This is a genomic window from Acinetobacter lwoffii (assembly GCF_024129595.1).
GTDB lineage: Bacteria > Pseudomonadota > Gammaproteobacteria > Pseudomonadales > Moraxellaceae > Acinetobacter > Acinetobacter lwoffii_O.
In genome coordinates, this window is record NZ_JAMXXS010000022.1 from 20,293 (window position 1) to 38,035 (window position 17,743).

18 protein-coding genes are annotated in these 17,743 nt (G+C 42.0%); 8 read left to right on the forward strand and 10 right to left on the reverse strand.

Annotation, left to right across the window (positions count from 1 at the left end):
- Positions 1-10: 10 nt before the first annotated feature.
- A complete protein-coding gene (locus NI466_RS10920) occupies positions 11-487 on the reverse strand; it encodes a glutathione peroxidase (protein WP_114541885.1) in 477 nt (158 codons plus the stop codon).
- Entirely contained in the window at positions 484-903 is a 420-nt protein-coding gene (gene msrB / locus NI466_RS10925; RefSeq protein WP_004645533.1) for a peptide-methionine (R)-S-oxide reductase MsrB, read from the reverse strand. Before msrB ends, NI466_RS10920 begins: the two co-directional genes overlap by 4 nt.
- Positions 904-1,131: 228 nt before the next feature.
- Here msrB and NI466_RS10930 point away from each other — a divergent pair, with 228 nt between their 5' ends.
- Both NI466_RS10930 and NI466_RS10935 read left to right on the forward strand, forming a co-directional pair.
- Positions 1,132-2,562, forward strand: a complete 1,431-nt coding sequence (locus NI466_RS10930) for a pyridoxal phosphate-dependent aminotransferase (RefSeq protein WP_253173558.1) — start codon at positions 1,132-1,134, stop codon at positions 2,560-2,562.
- A gap of 213 nt (positions 2,563-2,775) precedes the next feature.
- A complete protein-coding gene (locus NI466_RS10935) occupies positions 2,776-3,987 on the forward strand; it encodes a YbfB/YjiJ family MFS transporter (RefSeq protein WP_253173559.1) in 1,212 nt (403 codons plus the stop codon).
- Here NI466_RS10935 and NI466_RS10940 read toward each other — a convergent pair.
- The 3 genes from NI466_RS10940 to icd form a co-directional block, all read right to left on the reverse strand.
- Entirely contained in the window at positions 3,966-4,523 is a 558-nt protein-coding gene (locus tag NI466_RS10940; protein WP_004645536.1) for a M23 family metallopeptidase, read from the reverse strand. The two genes, NI466_RS10935 and NI466_RS10940, sit on opposite strands and share 22 nt — an antisense overlap.
- Before the next feature lie 143 nt (positions 4,524-4,666).
- Positions 4,667-4,798, reverse strand: coding sequence for a hypothetical protein (locus NI466_RS15940; RefSeq protein WP_004645538.1), 132 nt, complete (start codon positions 4,796-4,798; stop codon positions 4,667-4,669).
- 301 nt (positions 4,799-5,099) lie between these two features.
- Positions 5,100-6,356, reverse strand: a complete 1,257-nt coding sequence (gene icd / locus NI466_RS10945; RefSeq protein WP_004645539.1) for an NADP-dependent isocitrate dehydrogenase — start codon at positions 6,354-6,356, stop codon at positions 5,100-5,102.
- A gap of 194 nt (positions 6,357-6,550) precedes the next feature.
- Between icd and NI466_RS10950 the strand changes: the two genes are divergently transcribed.
- Together NI466_RS10950 and uraH are read left to right on the forward strand one after the other, a co-directional pair.
- Positions 6,551-7,327 (forward strand): rRNA large subunit pseudouridine synthase E, encoded by a 777-nt coding sequence (locus NI466_RS10950; RefSeq protein WP_253173561.1) that lies wholly within the window; start codon positions 6,551-6,553, stop codon positions 7,325-7,327.
- Between the two features lie 118 nt (positions 7,328-7,445).
- Positions 7,446-7,841: a hydroxyisourate hydrolase gene (gene uraH, locus NI466_RS10955; protein ID WP_253173563.1), complete on the forward strand. Its 396-nt coding sequence runs from the start codon at positions 7,446-7,448 to the stop codon at positions 7,839-7,841.
- Between the two features lie 27 nt (positions 7,842-7,868).
- On the opposite strand, the gene NI466_RS10960 is transcribed toward uraH, so the two are convergent.
- Positions 7,869-8,915 (reverse strand): DUF2971 domain-containing protein, encoded by a 1,047-nt coding sequence (locus NI466_RS10960; RefSeq protein ID WP_253147651.1) that lies wholly within the window; start codon positions 8,913-8,915, stop codon positions 7,869-7,871.
- A gap of 168 nt (positions 8,916-9,083) precedes the next feature.
- On the opposite strand from NI466_RS10960, the gene paaI reads away from it, so the two are divergent.
- Positions 9,084-9,476 carry a hydroxyphenylacetyl-CoA thioesterase PaaI gene (gene paaI / locus NI466_RS10965; protein WP_004645544.1) on the forward strand — a complete coding sequence of 131 codons (393 nt, stop codon included), beginning with the start codon at positions 9,084-9,086 and terminating at the stop codon, positions 9,474-9,476.
- A 76-nt stretch (positions 9,477-9,552) separates the two neighbouring features.
- On the opposite strand, the gene NI466_RS10970 is transcribed toward paaI, so the two are convergent.
- A complete protein-coding gene (locus NI466_RS10970; protein ID WP_253173566.1) occupies positions 9,553-11,256 on the reverse strand; it encodes a M61 family metallopeptidase in 1,704 nt (567 codons plus the stop codon).
- Between the two features lie 175 nt (positions 11,257-11,431).
- Here NI466_RS10970 and NI466_RS10975 point away from each other — a divergent pair, with 175 nt between their 5' ends.
- The 3 genes from NI466_RS10975 (at position 11,432) to slyD (ending at position 14,901) form a co-directional block, all read left to right on the forward strand.
- Entirely contained in the window at positions 11,432-12,745 is a 1,314-nt protein-coding gene (locus NI466_RS10975; protein WP_253173567.1) for a D-alanyl-D-alanine carboxypeptidase family protein, read from the forward strand.
- Positions 12,746-12,995: 250 nt separating this feature from the next.
- Complete coding sequence (locus NI466_RS10980; RefSeq protein WP_253173568.1) at positions 12,996-14,282, forward strand: NAD(P)/FAD-dependent oxidoreductase; 1,287 nt, start codon at positions 12,996-12,998, stop codon at positions 14,280-14,282.
- A 136-nt stretch (positions 14,283-14,418) separates the two neighbouring features.
- Positions 14,419-14,901, forward strand: a complete 483-nt coding sequence (gene slyD / locus NI466_RS10985; protein WP_004278960.1) for a peptidylprolyl isomerase — start codon at positions 14,419-14,421, stop codon at positions 14,899-14,901.
- Positions 14,902-15,067: 166 nt separating this feature from the next.
- Here slyD and NI466_RS10990 read toward each other — a convergent pair whose 3' ends face one another.
- From NI466_RS10990 to NI466_RS11000, 3 genes are all read right to left on the reverse strand, one after another.
- Positions 15,068-15,841, reverse strand: coding sequence for a M48 family metallopeptidase (locus NI466_RS10990; RefSeq protein WP_005247399.1), 774 nt, complete (start codon positions 15,839-15,841; stop codon positions 15,068-15,070).
- A gap of 112 nt (positions 15,842-15,953) precedes the next feature.
- The gene (locus tag NI466_RS10995; protein ID WP_253173570.1) at positions 15,954-16,262 is read right to left on the reverse strand and encodes a hypothetical protein; all 309 of its coding nucleotides are present in this window, start codon (positions 16,260-16,262) and stop codon (positions 15,954-15,956) included.
- Positions 16,263-16,422: 160 nt separating this feature from the next.
- The gene (locus NI466_RS11000) at positions 16,423-17,742 is read right to left on the reverse strand and encodes an adenylosuccinate synthase (protein ID WP_219308998.1); all 1,320 of its coding nucleotides are present in this window, start codon (positions 17,740-17,742) and stop codon (positions 16,423-16,425) included.
- Between the last annotated feature and the right edge of the window lies 1 nt (position 17,743).

The window sequence follows — 17,743 nt, forward strand, 5'->3', positions numbered from 1 at the left end:
ATGCTGATTCTTACAACACTTTGGCAATTTCATCTTCAATATCTTCAGGCTTGGTGGTCGGAGCAAAACGGTTCAATACCTTGCCATCACGCCCGATCAGGAATTTGGTAAAATTCCATTTAATTCCATTGCCTAAAATACCTTTGGAATTGTTAGTCAAATAGCGAAAAATGGCGTGCGCTTCAGGGCCTTTGACATCCACCTTGGAAAACATCGGGAAAGATACCCCGTAATTCTTCTGGCAAAATTCACCAATCTGTTCATTGGAACCTGGATCTTGACCACCAAACTGATTGCATGGAAATCCCAAAATTTCCAGACCTTGATCTTTATATTTTTCGTAAAGTTTTTCTAATCCTGAAAATTGTGGGGTAAAACCACACTTACTCGCTGTATTGACGATCAAAAGTACCTTGCCTTCGTAATCTGCAAGTGGCTTGCTTTTGCCATCTAACAATTCAGCTTCAAACTGATAAATGTTAGTCATGGATAGGTTTCCTCATCATTTTTTTCTTGTGTTTCTAAGTCCAAAGAAGCCGAGTTGACACAATAACGCAAACCGGTCGGTTCTGGGCCATCCGGGAAAACATGCCCTAAGTGTGCGTCACAATGATGACAAACAATCTCAGTTCTGACCATTCCGTGTGAAGTATCAGGTAATTCTTCTACCACCGAACTGCTGACAGGACGGTAGAAACTTGGCCAGCCACAGCCGCTGTCATACTTGGTCTCAGAAGAGAACAGTGGCGTGCCGCAGCAACGACATACATAAGTGCCATCTTGCTTGGTATTCCAGTATTTTCCAGTAAATGCCGGCTCGGTTCCCTTCTCGCGCGTAATGCGAAACTCCTCAGGTGATAACTCTCTTTGCCATTCCCGGTCTGATTTATTGAGTTTTCCCATGATCACATACCTTTTTATCTTGCTATTTAAAATAGGATAATCCTATATTTACGTGATTCATTTTAAAAATTCTAGTCTTTATTCAACATTTTACAAAAGACATATAATGTTCAAAAAAGCAAAAAGAAAGCAAATATAAAAATAAAAGTAAGCAATTTTTACATTAAATGTTTTTTAGTGAGCAAATTTAATGGTATTCTTAGCTCTAAATTTGCTCAGGATTAAAAAATGTCGCAAAAAAAGAGCGTAATTTTTAAAAATCTGCTGCCTGTGATCAAACAATATCAGCAGCTTGGATTTACGCATGAAAAAATTGTTGCACTACTTCGAGATGAACATGATCTCGATCTAGTCACAACTGAGACATTTAAAAGTTATTTATATCGTTATGCAAAAGTGACCTCCACTCCTTCCGAGAACATCAAAATGCCGAACACTTTCCAAACCCCTCGCGAGATCAAGAAATCATCTAAGCTCGAGCATGTATGCTACGACATTCGCGGACCTGTGTTACGAGCGGCCATCGAGATGGAAGAAGCCGGTCACAAAATTATCAAATTAAATATTGGCAATCCTGCCCCATTCGGTTTTGAAGCGCCGCAGGAAATTATCAACGATGTGGCTTTAAACCTGCCGAATGCGATTGGCTACACGGATTCCAAAGGGATTTTCCCGGCGCGTAAGGCGATCTGTCAGTATTATCAGCAAAAAGGCATTCTAGATATGCACGTCAATGACGTCTATATCGGTAATGGTGTGTCTGAACTGATCGTGATGGCCATGCAGGGTCTGCTGGATGATGGCGATGAAATGCTGATTCCAATGCCAGATTATCCACTCTGGACGGCAGCAGTGAATCTGTCTGGCGGTACTGCGATCCATTATAAATGTGATGAAGAAAATCACTGGTATCCAGATATTGCTGATATGGAAAGCAAAATCACGCCAAATACCCGCGGTATTGTGATTATCAACCCGAATAACCCGACTGGTTCGGTTTACCCACGTCATGTGTTACAACAAATTGTCGACTTGGCCAAGAAATATGACCTGATTTTATTTGCTGATGAAATCTACGACAAAATTATTTACGATGGAATCGAGCATGTTGCTGTAGCAGCTCTGGCTGGCGATCAGCTCTGTGTTTCGTTTAACGGTTTATCTAAAGCCTATCGTATTGCTGGTTTCCGTTCCGGCTGGATGGCCATTACCGGCGATAAAGCACGTGCCGCAGACTATATCGAAGGTTTGGATATGCTGGCATCGATGCGTTTGTGTGCCAACCATCAGGCTCAATATGCGATTCAGACTGCACTGGGCGGTTATCAGTCGATTAATGACCTAATTCGCCCAGGTGGGCGTTTATATGAACAGCGCAATATTGCCTGGGAAATGCTGAACGAGATTCCAGGTGTGTCTTGTGTCAAACCTGAAGGTGCGATGTACTGCTTCCCGAAACTGGATCCGAATGTGTATCCAATCCAGGATGATGAAAAACTAATGCTGGATTTGTTACGTGCCGAAAAAGTACTTCTGGTTCAAGGGACAGGCTTTAACTGGCCAACACCGGATCATTTCCGTGTAGTATTCCTGCCGGCTGAAAATGAACTGCGTGAAGCCATTACCCGTGTTGGCCGTTTCCTGGCCAAGATACGTTAATTCTTGAAATAGACAATATAAAAAACCGCGTTGAGACGCGGTTTTTTATTTCTATGAAAAAATTCAGGCTTTTGACTGATGAAATCTTAAAAATCTTACCGGTTTCTTTGAGCAAATTTCTGCACTCAATGGTTTCTTTTCAGGCAATTTTTCCCTTTATTATGAAGATTCATGTTATTTTTTGACCAAACATAAAATTCCATGAGTACACGGATGTCCTCAAACACAATCAAGCTCAGCCTGTTTCTCTGTCTTAGTATGTGCTTGGGCATTGGTATTCTTCGCTTTTCTTATACCGCACTGTTACCTGGCACACGCGAAGCCTTTGGCTGGAGTACAGATTTTGCCAGTCTCTTGGGCAGTGCCAATTTGCTGGGTTATTTAATCGGTGCATTTACGGCCATGCGTCTGCCTCAAGACCGCAGCATGAGTACCTATATTCAAATTTCAGCCTTTGCCGGTATGCTCAGCCTGATGTGCTGTGCATTTTCTGGTTTTTCTGAAGTATGGTATATCGCTTGGCGGATTATTTCCGGGATCAGCGGTGGACTGATGATGATCTTATCGCCGAGTGTGGTTGCACAGTGCTGTGAACTTCAAGACCGTCTTAAAATCAACTTTATTGGTTTTAGCGGAATTGGACTAGGCGTTTTAATTGCGACCCTGTTTCTGCCTTATCTGGATCAAATTTCCATACAGACGGCCTGGCTAATCTTATGCGGTTTTGCTTTGCTTATCTGTATCGTTTTAAGTTTACTGATTCAGAAATTTAAGCCGTATTTGTCCACACAAGCTCTTGCAGTTACCTCTCCTCTCTCTTTGAATAGCGTCTTTTATAGTTTATTGACGGTCTACGCGTGTAGTGCATTCGCCTATATACCGCATTCACTCTTCTGGATTGATTATTTAAGCCAGCAGTTGGGATTGAGCTTGTTCTGGATTAATTTCAACTGGATTCTGTATGGAATAGGCAGTGCCTTGGGTGCCTTTAGTGCTTATGTGCTGGCCAGAAAATGGGGTAATTTTGCTGCCCTGAAAATTCTTTATAGTCTTTATATTGTGGCTATTTTTATTGCGACTCTAGATGCCTATCCCTTACTCACTTTTAGCTCTTCTTTTTTTACCGGGATGTTAAATCCGGCTGTGGTCTTCCTGACCTCCTATACCATTTTACAACTGTATGGACTGGCTTATAAAAAGCTCTGGAGTATTGCTACCTTGTGTTTTGCCTCGATTCAGCTGATCGGTGGACTCAGCTTTAGTGCGCTGCAATATTTTGGATTGAGCTATCATCAACAGTTCATACTGGCCACATTGGTTCTTTTATTAGGAACATTGCAACTGTTCTGGTACACACGTCCTGTCAGACTCAAATCTGAACAACAAACTCCGCCAATTTCTGCTCATGGAGAAGGAACTAAATAAGGATAAGGATTGGTTGCTCCTTGCCCACCTAAATAAATGCCATAATGTAAGTGCGGCGGGGTATTTTTGGCATTACCTGTATTCCCCACATAAGCGATGACTTCACCTGCCTCAACCCAGTCGCCTTCCTGAATATGTTCTGCATAGTCATCCAGATGTGCATAATAATGTTGGCTCATATTTGGACCGGTCACCCAGATGATTTTTCCACCCAGCTTGTTGGTGCCAATCCTACGCACAATACCTGGGGTCGCGCTAAATACTGGCGTACCGCGTTTGGCAAAAATATCCGTACCTTCGTGTTTACGACCGTCACTACGCGCTGCTCCCCAAGTATCATTAATCTGACCAACTCTGACGCCTTCAACCGGAATCTGTAGCGGAGCTTCTAACTGGGCTCTCTGTAATTGCCAATACAGATAAGGGCTTTTCCAACCTGCTGCTTCACCTGAAGGCGGTGGCTGACAGGCAGTTAGTAGAAAACCTATAGATAACAGTAAGCTTATAATCCGAAGAAATTTCACCAATATTCGCATTAAATTAAATAGATGACTTTTATCTTAATCACAACCGCCTAATTTAAAGTCACAATCCTGTTATTTTTAGTGATGATTTTATACAAGCGTTCAAATAACAAAACCCTCAAATGAGGGTTTTGTTATTTTAGGTGGATAGGAGATTATCTACGTTTTTTAGCACGAGATGGTTTCGATGGTTGTTGCTGTTGTTGCTGTTGCTGCTCTTCATTCTGAGCATTGTCCTGCTTGTCTTTTTGTTGGACCTGCTTATGTCTCGCTTTAGCTTTAGCCATGATTTACTCCTTTGGAGAAACATCTCTATATCACTGGAAGTTCCATTCATCACTGTAACGTTTATACAAAATAAGCCAATCGCTGAGCTGTATCCAAATACGTCAATGTAATACAGTGTTTACTAAGTTATTCAGCTTAGAACGAATCATTTCTAGGCTCATTACACTTCTTACATGATCTTGCAGCCTGATACTTATTTTAACGTTTAACCTTAAACCGTTCAGCCTTTGCTTCCCAATAAAGTGATAAAAAAACCCGCCGTAATTGCGGGTTTTTTTATTCATAAATTGCATCGCAATTTCAGGCATCCATATTGGCAATAATCGCTTCACCAAACTCGGAACAACGCAGCAAGGTCGCCCCTGGCATTAAGCGCTCAAAATCGTAGGTCACCGTTTTTGCCGCAATCGCACCCGAAATCCCCTTGATGATCAGGTCGGCAGCTTCTATCCAGCCCATATCACGCAGCATCATTTCTGCTGACAGAATAATCGAACCCGGATTTACTTTATCTTGTCCAGCATATTTAGGCGCTGTACCGTGGGTTGCTTCATAAACTGCAATCGAACCGCCGATATTGGCACCCGGTGCAATCCCGATCCCGCCGACTTCCGCAGCTAGCGCATCAGAAATATAATCACCATTTAAGTTCAGTGTCGCAATTACAGAATAATCCGCCGGACGCATCAAGATTTGCTGCAAGAAGGCATCAGCAATGACATCTTTAATAATAATGTCTTTGCCTGTTCTTGGATTTTTGATTTTAACCCATGGACCACCATCTAAAAGCTCACCGCCGAAACGTTCCAATGCGACCTCATAGCCCCACTCTTTAAATGCCCCTTCGGTGTATTTCATGATATTGCCTTTGTGTACCAAAGTCACACTAGGCTTGTCATTTTCGATGGCGAACTGAATCGCTTTACGCACCAGACGCTGGCTACCTTCTTTGGAGACAGGTTTGATCCCGATCCCACAATTGTCTTCAAAGCGGATGTTGGTTACACCCATTTCTTCTTTCAAAAACTTGATAACCTTTTTCGCTTCCTGAGAATCTGCTTTCCATTCAATACCGGCATAAATATCTTCTGAATTCTCACGGAAGATCACCATATCGGTTAGTTCCGGATTATGCACCGGTGAAGGCACCCCTTCAAACCAGCGTACCGGACGTACACAGACATATAAATCCAGTTCCTGACGTAAGGCTACATTCAGGGAACGAATACCGCCACCAACTGGTGTGGTCAGTGGACCTTTGATCGATATCACATAATCGCGCAGCGCTTCGAGAGTTTCTTCAGGCATATAGGTGCCGTAAATTTTGTCAGCTTTTTCACCGCAGTAGACTTCCATCCATTCGATGGAACGCTTCCCGGCGTATGCTTTTTGCACAGCAGCATCTACCACAGTTCGCATTGTTGGTGTAATATCTGCACCGATTCCATCCCCTTCGATAAATGGGATAATTGGATTATTTGGTACGTTGAGTGACAGGTCTGCATTAACGGTAATTTTGGTACCATCCACAGGTACTACGATTTTTTGATATCCCATTATTAGTATTCTCCCGGATGCCGCTGACAAATCTAAAATAATTGCCGATTAGGCAATACTTTCAACTGTTCTTAACGCATAATATTCTAATCCAGATTTGTTGTTTTTGAGATTTATACGGGAAATAACTAAATTTCCCTTTTAAATAAACCTCTACATTTTTTAAATTAATGTAATTATAGAAGTTATTTCCTATGAAAATCGTCATTCTAAACAAACCTTATGACGTCCTCTCCCAATTCCGTGCGGATGAAAAGCACCCAACCATGGCTGATTTTGTCAACGACAAAGATTTACGTCTTGCGGGTCGTTTGGACATGGACTCAGAAGGTCTGGTTTTCCTCACCGATCACGGTGGTCTCAACCAATATATCACCAATCCTGCCAATAAAAAGTTTAAAACTTATATGGTGCAAGTGGAAGGTGATGTCACTGAAGAAGCACTTGAGCAGCTTCGTAAAGGTGTGGAACTGAAAGATGGCATGACGCTTCCTGCACGTGCTGAAAAAGTGTCTGAACCGGAATGGTTGTGGGAGCGTAATCCTCCTGTACGTTTCCGTGCCTCTGTTCCGACGTCTTGGGTTGAGATTTCGATCTGTGAAGGTCGTAACCGTCAGGTTCGTCGTATGACCTCTGCTGTGGGCTTCCCTACACTGCGTTTGATCCGTACTAAAATTGGTGAGATTGATTTGGTTCGTATGGGATTGCAACCGGGCGAGACTAGAGAAATTGAACCATTATTATATCCAGACTTCCAGAATGTTCCTGCGGAAGAACCATACCGTTCACGCTCTTATGTGAAAAAGCCGGGTGGTACTGGCGGTAAGCCAATGGTTCGTAAGAACAAAGATGGTTCTGTGAAAAAGTCTGGCACCAAACGTATCTGGCAAATGGATGAAAGTGAAAAGCCGAAACGTCGCACCAATGGTACTACTCGTCCAAATACCAAGGCACCACGTGGTCGTGGCTAAGTTTGAATAGATTCAATCAAGCTCACTTCGGTGGGCTTTTTTTATTACATAACTTAAATATTTTTTTATTTTTCAATCTATTAGAATTAATTAAAGTATTCATTTTAATGTGAGTCTCATGAAAAAAATAATTTTCGCTTTAGCTGCGACTTCCCTTTCAACTTTTAGCTTTGCCAATCCACTAAGTGTTCATGTGCTTAATCAAGAAACTGGCCTACCCTCTGCTAATGTCACGGTCACCCTAGAAGCTCAGCAAGGTGAGAAATGGGTAAAGCTCAATGAAGCCAAGACAGACAGTAATGGTCGTATTAAAGAATTTTATCCTAAAGACACCGCGTTACAAAAAGGCGTTTATAAAGTAACGTTTAAAACGGGTGATTGGTTTAAGGCCAATAATCAACGGACGTTCTTCCCTGAAGTACCGGTGGTTTTTGTGATTGATGGTGCTTTAGAGCACTACCATATTCCACTGCTATTAAGTTCTTATGGGTATTCGACGTATCGGGGGAATTAAAATGTAGGACATGTTGTCACCAAATTTTTAACCCATATTCAAAAGGCTATATTTTTCATTGACTTCATCCAAAGTGAAATATCTTTTAATTTGGCGTAAATTATTCTTTTCATAAAAAAATCCTGCGAAGATAACAGGCTGATTTTTCTTAATCGATTCTTCCTTCGAGATATGGATACTATTTAGCTCATAAAAATATGGTTCTTTACTAATGATTTCTGCAACCTTATCAAAATAACCTCTTTCAACCCCTCGACCATAGTCATTATAGTCAATCAAATTCTTTGGAATTAGATGAACTTTGTCTTTGTATTTTTGAGAATTTTGATAAATATCTGCTATCTCATAACAATCAAACTCATAACTATCCTCTTTTAATTTCATTTGATAATACTTAATACCTCTTCCTTTCAATACTTCCATAACTTGCTGTTGGCATACTTTTGCATAAGAATCAGGCAATTTGTTATTGTTTTTTACGAGATCAATTTTTGATTTAGGCATCCTCATTCCGAAGTAGATTGCTTTCACTGCCCTATAATCATAGTTAAATCTACCAAAAGGTTCGATACAAATCCTGTACTCTTCTTCGTGTCGCCATTTTATAGATTTAGTCCCTGTTGTAACTCGCAATAATTTTTCCACAGCTGTCGCTCCATTTTTGAATACATGATCAAACTTCAATTCTGGTCTTTGTTCAGCATAATCAATCTCAAACGCAGCACTTATAGATCTCAGTTCATCAAGCTTTTCAAAATCATATTCAATACAGAATCCTGTATGTGAATCGGCATAATATGCCCAAAGCAATTCGTCCTTTTGAATTCGACTTAGAGAGTAAATCCCGACCTCCTTCCTAACTTTTTGACATAGTTGATCAAATTCTTTCCTAATATCAGAAGTCGAAAAACTAAATATATTATGAAACAGCTCAAATACTTTATGAATGTCTTTTTCACTGAATAGATTCTCAGATGGATCATTCAGCTGTGTCGAATGTGGAGCATAAAAATAATTGTTCTGTAAAGCTTCCAAATCACGTTTTGAACCATATCTATATTTATATAATTTCATTTTATCCAATAAAAAACCCATACCTGAATATTGGTTTTACCTACTTTTTCTTATGTGTGCAAATAAGATTTCTGACTCTGCCCTCTTGTCATTCTGCCTACTCAATGCTATTTATGATTCATATAATTTATATTTTAAAATAAAACGTATCTAAAAAGGAGTTTTGCAATGGATCAGCAAGTCAGCCAGATGTTTAATCAGGACCGGTTAATTCAGCATCTTGGTGCTCATCTGGTTTCTTATAACCACAATTATGCAAAGATCGAATTAAAGGTAACTGAACAGCATTTACAGGGTCATCAGACCTGTAACGGTGCCGTGATTTTCGCACTGGCAGATGCAGCTTTTGCAATTGCCTGCAATACCGGTGAACATCCGGCAGTTGGTCAACATTGCGGTATTCATTATTTAAAACCGGGCTTGCTTGGCGACACACTGACTGCTGTAGCTGAACACAAAGCCAGCAGTGGCCGTAGTGGCATTTATGATATTCAGGTGATGAATCAACATAATCAAATTGTGGCAGAATTCCGTGGCACATCACGACTGATCATTAAATAATTTTTTCTCAAAATTTAATGCAATAAAAAACCGGTGACGATGCACCGGTTTTTTTAAATGACGAACAAGTGAAGCTTTAAGCTTTAAGCCATTTCTCGACTTTAGCCGGATCTTCCACTTTCAGTTCAACTTCGGTCAGTTCAGAACCCGCAGCTTGAACCTCGAAGGTCATCAACTCATCACGACGGAATGCATACACTGTAAAAGTACCTTGCTGTTTTGCATAGCTTTCAACAAGCTTAGTCGTTGCCTTTAAACCATCAATTGCAATAATGACATCATTGGCAGAAAGGCCAGCGAGCACAGCAGCACCCTCACGACGCGCAGATTGAACCAGCACACCTTCCGGCTTATCTGCCAGTTTTAAACCGAATGGCAAAGACTTGTCATTTTTCAGGCTATAAGCCATACCAAACTCAGGGAAAAGCTGATCCAATGGTAATTCGTCTGTGGTATTGATCAAGTGATTGATCTGTTCTGACCAATCATCTCCTGTCAGTTCTTTACACAATTCAAAGATTGTCCGCTCATGCACCTGAACACCCTTCTGGGCATTTTCATACAAACGGCGCATCACGGCATCCAGACTTGAACCGCGTAAACGCAAACCTAAGTCTAAGCACAAAGCAACTAAACAGCCTTTGTTGTAATAGCTGGTACCCGCATTATTCGAGTTTTCATCCTGACGGTAGAATTTCACCCAGGCATCAAAACTGGATTCAGACACTGACTGAATCGCACGCCCCGGATTTTGCAAATAACGGTCAATCTGTGCTTTTAACAAAGCAATATACGATTCCTGATTAATCACGCCACTGCGCAGCAAAATCAAATCATCGTAATAAGAGGTAAAACCTTCAAAGATCCATAACAGAGAGGTATAGCCTTCTCTGTTTAAATCATAGTTAACAAAGTTTTCAGGGCGAATAAATTTCACCAACCAGGAATGGAAATATTCATGGCTACATAAGCCCAAGAAACGCTGATAATCTTTTGAAGGTTCTTCAGGTTCATTGGCCTTAGGCAAGTCATCACGTGGTGAAATCAGGCTAGTCGAGTTCGGATGCTCCAGACCACCATAGCTATTACCGGTTGCCATGGTCATAAAGGTATAGTCTGTAAACGGCGCCGAACCAAACATTGAAATTTCTGTGGCACAGATTTTTTCAATGTCCTGCTGCATACGCGCGGCATTCATGGCATGTTTACCTGAGACCACAAATTCATGTGGAATGCCATTTGCTTCAAAACTGAAACGGGTTTGTTCTGCCAGCTCAAATGGTGCGTCAATCAGTTCGGCATAGTTTTTAGCTTTAAGCGTGAAACGGCCTTTAACCAGACTTTTGGCCTGCATGCCGCTTGCCAGCTGAAAATGCTTTAATTCATCTGGCAGGAAGATTTCCAGTTCAATTTCTTTATTTTCCTGACCTTCCAGCCCCAGACATGCACAAGCCGGGTTCACGTAGAGACGATTTTGATCCACATATGCACCACGAACGGACAGGTCATAGGCATAGACATCATATTCAACTGTAATCAGTTCATGATCAGTATTGAATAAACGCCATTTATTTTTTTCAAATTTCTGGATCTGTAACTGGCGCCCATCTTCATCATAGGCTTTGACCGCTTCAATGTGCTTGGAAAACTCTCGAATCAGATAGCTGCCCGGAATCCAAGTCGGCAATGACAGGACTTGTGTCGGGTCCGCAAGAAAACGAACAGTCACGTGAATAAGATGCTGACGATAATCGTCAAATTCAATTTGATAATGCAACATAATGAACGATATAAAATTAAAATAAATGAGATATAGCTTAGCTTAGCATTTTTTAAGCCAGTATGGTTTAGCTGTCTTATTTGTCTACATTTACGACTAGCTATCTGTATAAAAAAGGCATAGCATGCGTGAAAATTAAATCGTTCAACACCCAGCGGGTTATCAAGGAACACCATTGAAATACATCATCTCACTGATTGCGGTTTTCAGTTTATTTATTTCTGCATTTTCACATGCTGCCCTACTCAATATTGTGCCTGAAAGCGTTGAAGCTGAAGCCTGGACCATTCTGGATTCACAGTCTGGTCAAGTCATTGCAGAGCACAATGCCGACGTTCAGCGTGCTCCGGCTTCGCTGACCAAAATGATGGTGGCTTATATTGCCTTAAAGGAAATTGAGGCCGGAAAATTAAATAAAAATGAAGTGTTAACCGCGACCTCTATGGTTAAAACCGTGATGTGGGATGAGTCACAGATGTACCTGAAAGAAGGTGATCTGATTTCAGTCGATCAGCTTCTGGCGGGCTTAATTATCATGTCTGCTAATGATGCCGCAGTCACGCTGGCTGAGAAAATTTCGGGTGGTATTCCGCAGTTTGTTGAACGTATGAATCAGGAAGCCAAAGCGCTGGGCATGCAGCATACCAATTTCCAGAATCCGGCCGGTATTACCATGCCTGAGCATTATTCGACTGCCGCCGATTTGGCCAGACTGTCTATGGCGGTGGTGAATGAAACCCCGGATTATCTGTATTATTCCAAACAGCCAAGCTTTACTTATAACCAGCATTTTCATCGTGCGACCAACCGTGTGCTTCAGGTCGATCCTACAGTAGATGGTTTAAAAACCGGTTTTACCCGTGCAGCGGGCTATAATCTGGCGCTGACAGCCAATCGCATCACCGCAGATTTTGAAATGCCAAATCGCCGTCTGATTGTGGTGGTGCTGGGTACTAAAAGTGCAGCAAAACGCGCTGAAGTATCACATAAGCTGATGAATCTGGCTTATACCTATACCCGCAATGAGGTAGCGATCAAAGATCAACAGCTACTGGCTGAATTGCCTGTGATCAAATCCACCTTAAAAATGTTTAAGGTACAAACCAAACAACCGCAGATCATTACCACTTCTTTATATGATCAGGGCTACAGTATTGACCTGAATCAGTTTGACCAGGTGCATCAGCGTGTCATGCTGAATACTGGTGATGGCGTTTTAAAAAGTATCGAGCCACTTCAGGAAACTCAGACTCATATCAATGTTGAAGTGAAGGCTTCTGAACTTATTGCGCCTTTGGCCACCATGATGCCTTTGGCCACCATTCAGGTTTATCAGAATAATCAGTTGATTCGCACCATTCAAATTGAAGATCATGTCGAAATTGAAGAAGCCAATCTGTTTCAGAAATTCTTTAGCTGGCTACAAGGCTTATTCGGTTTGTTTTCAGAAAATACGCCAAGCGTAAAACTTTATCCTCTGGATAGATAATAGCGCTACATCTCAAGTAGTTTCCCTTTAAGCTAGAAGATCTCCTCTCTGATCTTCTAGCAGATTTCTCCTATCAATCTTGCTCTCCCATTGCTTCCCTAAAGCAGCGACACTTACTTGCTCTCACAGAATTGCTACGTTTTGTAATTTGTATAACAATTTTAATCAAGACGCGTTTTAGCGCATGCCATAGTATATTTTCTCTCTATTTCTCTTATTTTTATTAAAAAAATAAACAGGTTAATCATATATGACAGCACATAAAATCGTGATTGTGGGTGGTGGTGCCGGTGGTCTGGAACTGGCAACTCAGCTGGGTGAGAGCTTGGGTAAAAGCGGTAAAGCCCAGATTATTCTGGTCGATCAAAAACTGACGCACATCTGGAAACCGCTGCTGCATGAAGTTGCTGCGGGCACCTTAAATCCACATGAAGAAGAAACCAATTATTTTGCCCATTCAGCTACACATCATTATGAATTTGTCTTGGGCACATTCACCGGTCTGGATCGCGAAGCTAAACAGATTGTGGTCGAAACAGAATATTTCTCCAAAAAATCCCAATCCAAGAAAAAACAGCGCATTGACTATGACACCCTGGTACTGGCCTTGGGTTCTACCTCGAATGACTTTAATACCGAAGGCGTCAAACAGTTCTGTCATTTTCTCGACAGCCGTCCACAAGCTGATATCTTTCAACAGGATCTGTTGCATCTCTACCTGAATGCTCAACATGAAGCTTCGAGCCGTGAACTGAATATCGCGATTATTGGCGCCGGAGCAACCGGAGTGGAACTGGCAGCTGAGCTGGTAGAAGCCAAACACAATTTCTTTAAATATGGCTTAAACAAGGTCGATCCAAATAAAGTCAAAATTACCTTAATTGAAGCGGCGGATCGTATTCTGACTGCACTCTCGCCGAAAGTTGCTGAACATACCATGCAACAGCTGGAAAAATTCGGTATTGAAGTCTTGACCAGTCACCGTGTGGCCAAGGTTGATGAAGACAAGATTTATTTTGCAGATGGCTCAAGTCTGGATGCCGAGATTAAAGTCTGGGCCGCAGGCATCAAAGCACCTGAAGTTTTGGCACAACTGCAAGACATGGAAAAAGACCATATTCACCGCTTGAAAGTCTATTCCACCCTGCAAACCAAATCTGATCCAGACATTTTTGCTTTTGGTGATTGTGCTCACTGCCAGCCTGCAGCAGATGAACCGGTCTTGGGTCCACGCGCACAAGTGGCTAGCCAGCAGGCCAATTTCCTGGCCAATGCCTTGAAAGCACGTATCAATGAGGAAAGCTATTTACCGATGTTTAAATTTTCTGACAAAGGTTCACTGATTTCCTTAAGCCAGAATAAAGCCGTCGGCGAGTTGCTCGGTCAGGTCAATGTGCAAGGCTTTGTCGCCAAATCGATGTATGTGTCCTTGTACCGGATTCATCAGGCGACCATTCATGGTTATGCGCATGCGGGCATTCTTACCGCAAAAGATTTTGTTATACGAAAAATTTCTCCAAAGCTGAAATTGCATTGAAATTCCAGAATTTGGCCCAATCAATGAAAAAATCGTCAACAAAATTGTCAAATTGCGTTTTTTTGCTAATTTTAGTCTACAAAAATGCAATTTCACTTTATGATGTACTCTTAAAAAATTGAATGGATCAATTAACATGACTGCTATTGCAAATAACCTCGTGGTTTCTTTCCACTACACATTGACTAACGCAGAGGGTGAAACTCTCGACCAATCTCAAGGTGAACCACTTGCCTATTTGCACGGTGCAGGTAACATCATCCCAGGTTTAGAAAATGCGTTAGAAGGCAAAACTGTAGGTGAAAAATTCACTGTAAATGTTCCTGCTGCTGAAGGTTATGGCGAATACAACCCTGACCTAGTTCAAGAAGTTCCTGCGCAAATGTTCCAAGGCGTAGACAACATTCAAGCAGGTATGCAGTTCCAAGCTCAAACTGATGACGGCGTGCAAATCGTAACTGTTAAAGCAGTTGAAGGCGACAATGTTGTGGTTGATGCTAACTTTCCACTTGCTGGTCAAGACCTGACTTTCGAAGTTGAAATTGTATCTGTTCGTGAAGCTTCTCAAGAAGAATTAGATCACGGCCACGTACACGGTGTAGGCGGTCACCAACACTAAGATCTTCTGATCTTGAGTGAAAAAAGGCAAAGTCTGACTTTGCCTTTTTTATTGTCTGAAAATAGCCCGCAGAATATTAACCATCCAATTAGCTATAAAAAAAGCAGAGCCATTGCCCTGCCTTTCCAATCCGATCAAGATCTCCTTTTACAGGATGATCAGTGGATTATTTTTTTTGGTTATAAATCTGCATCGCTGCTGGCAATTGTTGACGCATTTGCCCAATACGCTGACTATTCGATGGATGCGTAGACAGGAAGGTTGCACCACTGCTGCCACCGAGTTTGTTCATTTTTTCCCACAAGGTAATGGCTGCATTCGGGTTATAACCTGCGCGTGCCATCAGCATTAAACCGCCTTGGTCAGCACGACTTTCCAGATTACGCGAGTATGGCAAGCCAATCCCGATCTGACTACCCAATTGTGCTGCTGCAGCGCCACCTTGACCTACACCTGCTGCATTTAAGCCAATACCCAAGGCCAGATCAGTCAGGGCTTGAGCACCGATTTTCTGCTTAGAATGCTCTTCTAAGGCATGCACCATTTCATGACCCATAATCGCTGCAATTTCAGCATCGGTCAGATTCAGTTTATTCACGATACCGGTATAGAATACAACCTTACCACCTGGTGCAACAAAGGCGTTGACCTGATCAGATTTGAGCACAGCCAATTGCCACTGGAATGCTGTACCGGTTTGATTCATCTGGTTAGCAACTGGCTTCAAACGGTTAAATACATTATTAATCCGTTTATAGGTGGCTGAACTGGTATCCAGTTGGCCTTTATTGCGCGCATCATTGACCATGGCATTATAGCTTTGGCTCGCAGATGCATTTAAGGTCGCAGTATCTGCCCCTGCCATATCGGCAATGGTGGTACAACCTGATAATGTGACGACTGTAGCAGCCGCCATACTCAATAAAAGTTTATTCTTCATTATAATTTACTCCGCCTTGGCTCAAGGGCAATTTACATTGTAAAAATTATAAGTGAAAGCACGCAGCAGCTAAACGCTTAATTCATTCATCTTCTTATAAATTATGTAATTTTTAAGCCAAATACTGTATCGCCAACCAATAAATCAGACAGATGATATTTAAGCCCAAGTAAACCTGACTCAGTGGTTTGATTTTCTGTTCAAGCATTTCGTTTTTACGTTTGAAATATAAAAAAGCATTTTGCAATAAAATAATAGGCACTAATATACATGCAATAATGACACTCAGACCAACTAGCGCTGCATAAATCACTTCGGGATTTTGAGTTTGCGCACGAATAATCATCATGGCCATTGTTGGCGCCCCGCCCATTGCGAATAACAATGAATAAAACATGGTCGCCGATATATTTTTTTGCATCCTGCTGCTCATTTTTCTTTCTTTATATACCACTATGTTAAAGCACATCACGTGGTATTACCGATGCAACTTTAGTCTTGAAATACCTGCATAATTTCAACCTATAAAAAAACCCATCCGGAGATGGATTTTTATCATTCAAGCTTTAATCAAATGAAGATTAAGCATCAAACGGGTGGCGAAGAACAATCGTTTCTTCACGGTCTGGACCTGTTGAAATGATGTCGATTGGACATTCAATCAATTGCTCAAGACGTTTTACATAGTTCAATGCAGCTTCTGGCAATTGATCCAGTGATTTCGCACCGAAAGTTGACTCAGACCAGCCTGGCATAGTTTCGTAAATCGGTTTTAAAGTTTCGAATGCAAGCGCATCAGAAGAACCGACACAACCAGAATCTGCAGCTTCATAACCCACACAGATTTTCACTTCTTCTAAACCGTCAAGAACGTCAAGTTTAGTCAGGCAAATACCAGAAAGTGAGTTTACGTCAACTGAACGGCGTAGGATTTCAGCATCGAACCAGCCACAACGACGTTGACGGCCAGTAGAGGCACCAAATTCATTACCAATCGTACCGAGGTGTTTACCAATCGCATCACCCGTGTCATTTGCAGCGTCATACACCAACTCAGTTGGGAATGGACCTGCACCTACACGCGTTGTATACGCTTTGGTAATACCCAGTACATAGTCAAGATGCAAAGGACCCAGACCTGAACCAGAGCTTACGCCACCAGCAGTGGTATTCGAAGAAGTCACATACGGATATGTACCGTGGTCAACGTCAAGAAGTGAACCTTGCGCGCCTTCGAACATGATGTTGTCACCGTTTTTACGGTAGTTATGCAATTCAGTGGTCACGTCCACAACCAGTGGCGCAACAACTTTACGCCATTCGTCGCAAAGTGCCAGCACGTCTTCCAGTTTAACTCCTTCAACACCGTAGTATTCAGTCAGCTGGAAGTTATGGTAGTCCAGAAGTTCAGTTAACTGAGCAGTAAGATGATCACCACCACGTACCAGGTCAGCAACACGGATTGCGCGACGCGCTACTTTGTCTTCGTATGCAGGACCGATACCGCGACCTGTCGTACCAATCTTCGCATTACCACGTTTTTTCTCACGCGCCTGATCAAGTGCGATGTGGTTCGGAAGAATCAATGGACAGTTTGGAGAAATGCGTAAACGTTCTTTAACAGGAACGCCTTCTTTTTCAAGAATATCCATCTCTTTGATGAGCGCTTCAGGAGAAAGAACAACACCGTTACCAATTAAGCACAATACGTTTTCACGTAAAATACCTGATGGAATGAGGTGTAAGACAGTTTTCTTACCACCAACCACAAGAGTGTGACCTGCGTTATGTCCGCCTTGATAACGAACTACCGCTGCCGCTTGATCTGTGAGCAGGTCGACGATTTTACCTTTACCTTCGTCGCCCCATTGGGTACCAAGTACCACAACATTCTTGCCCATA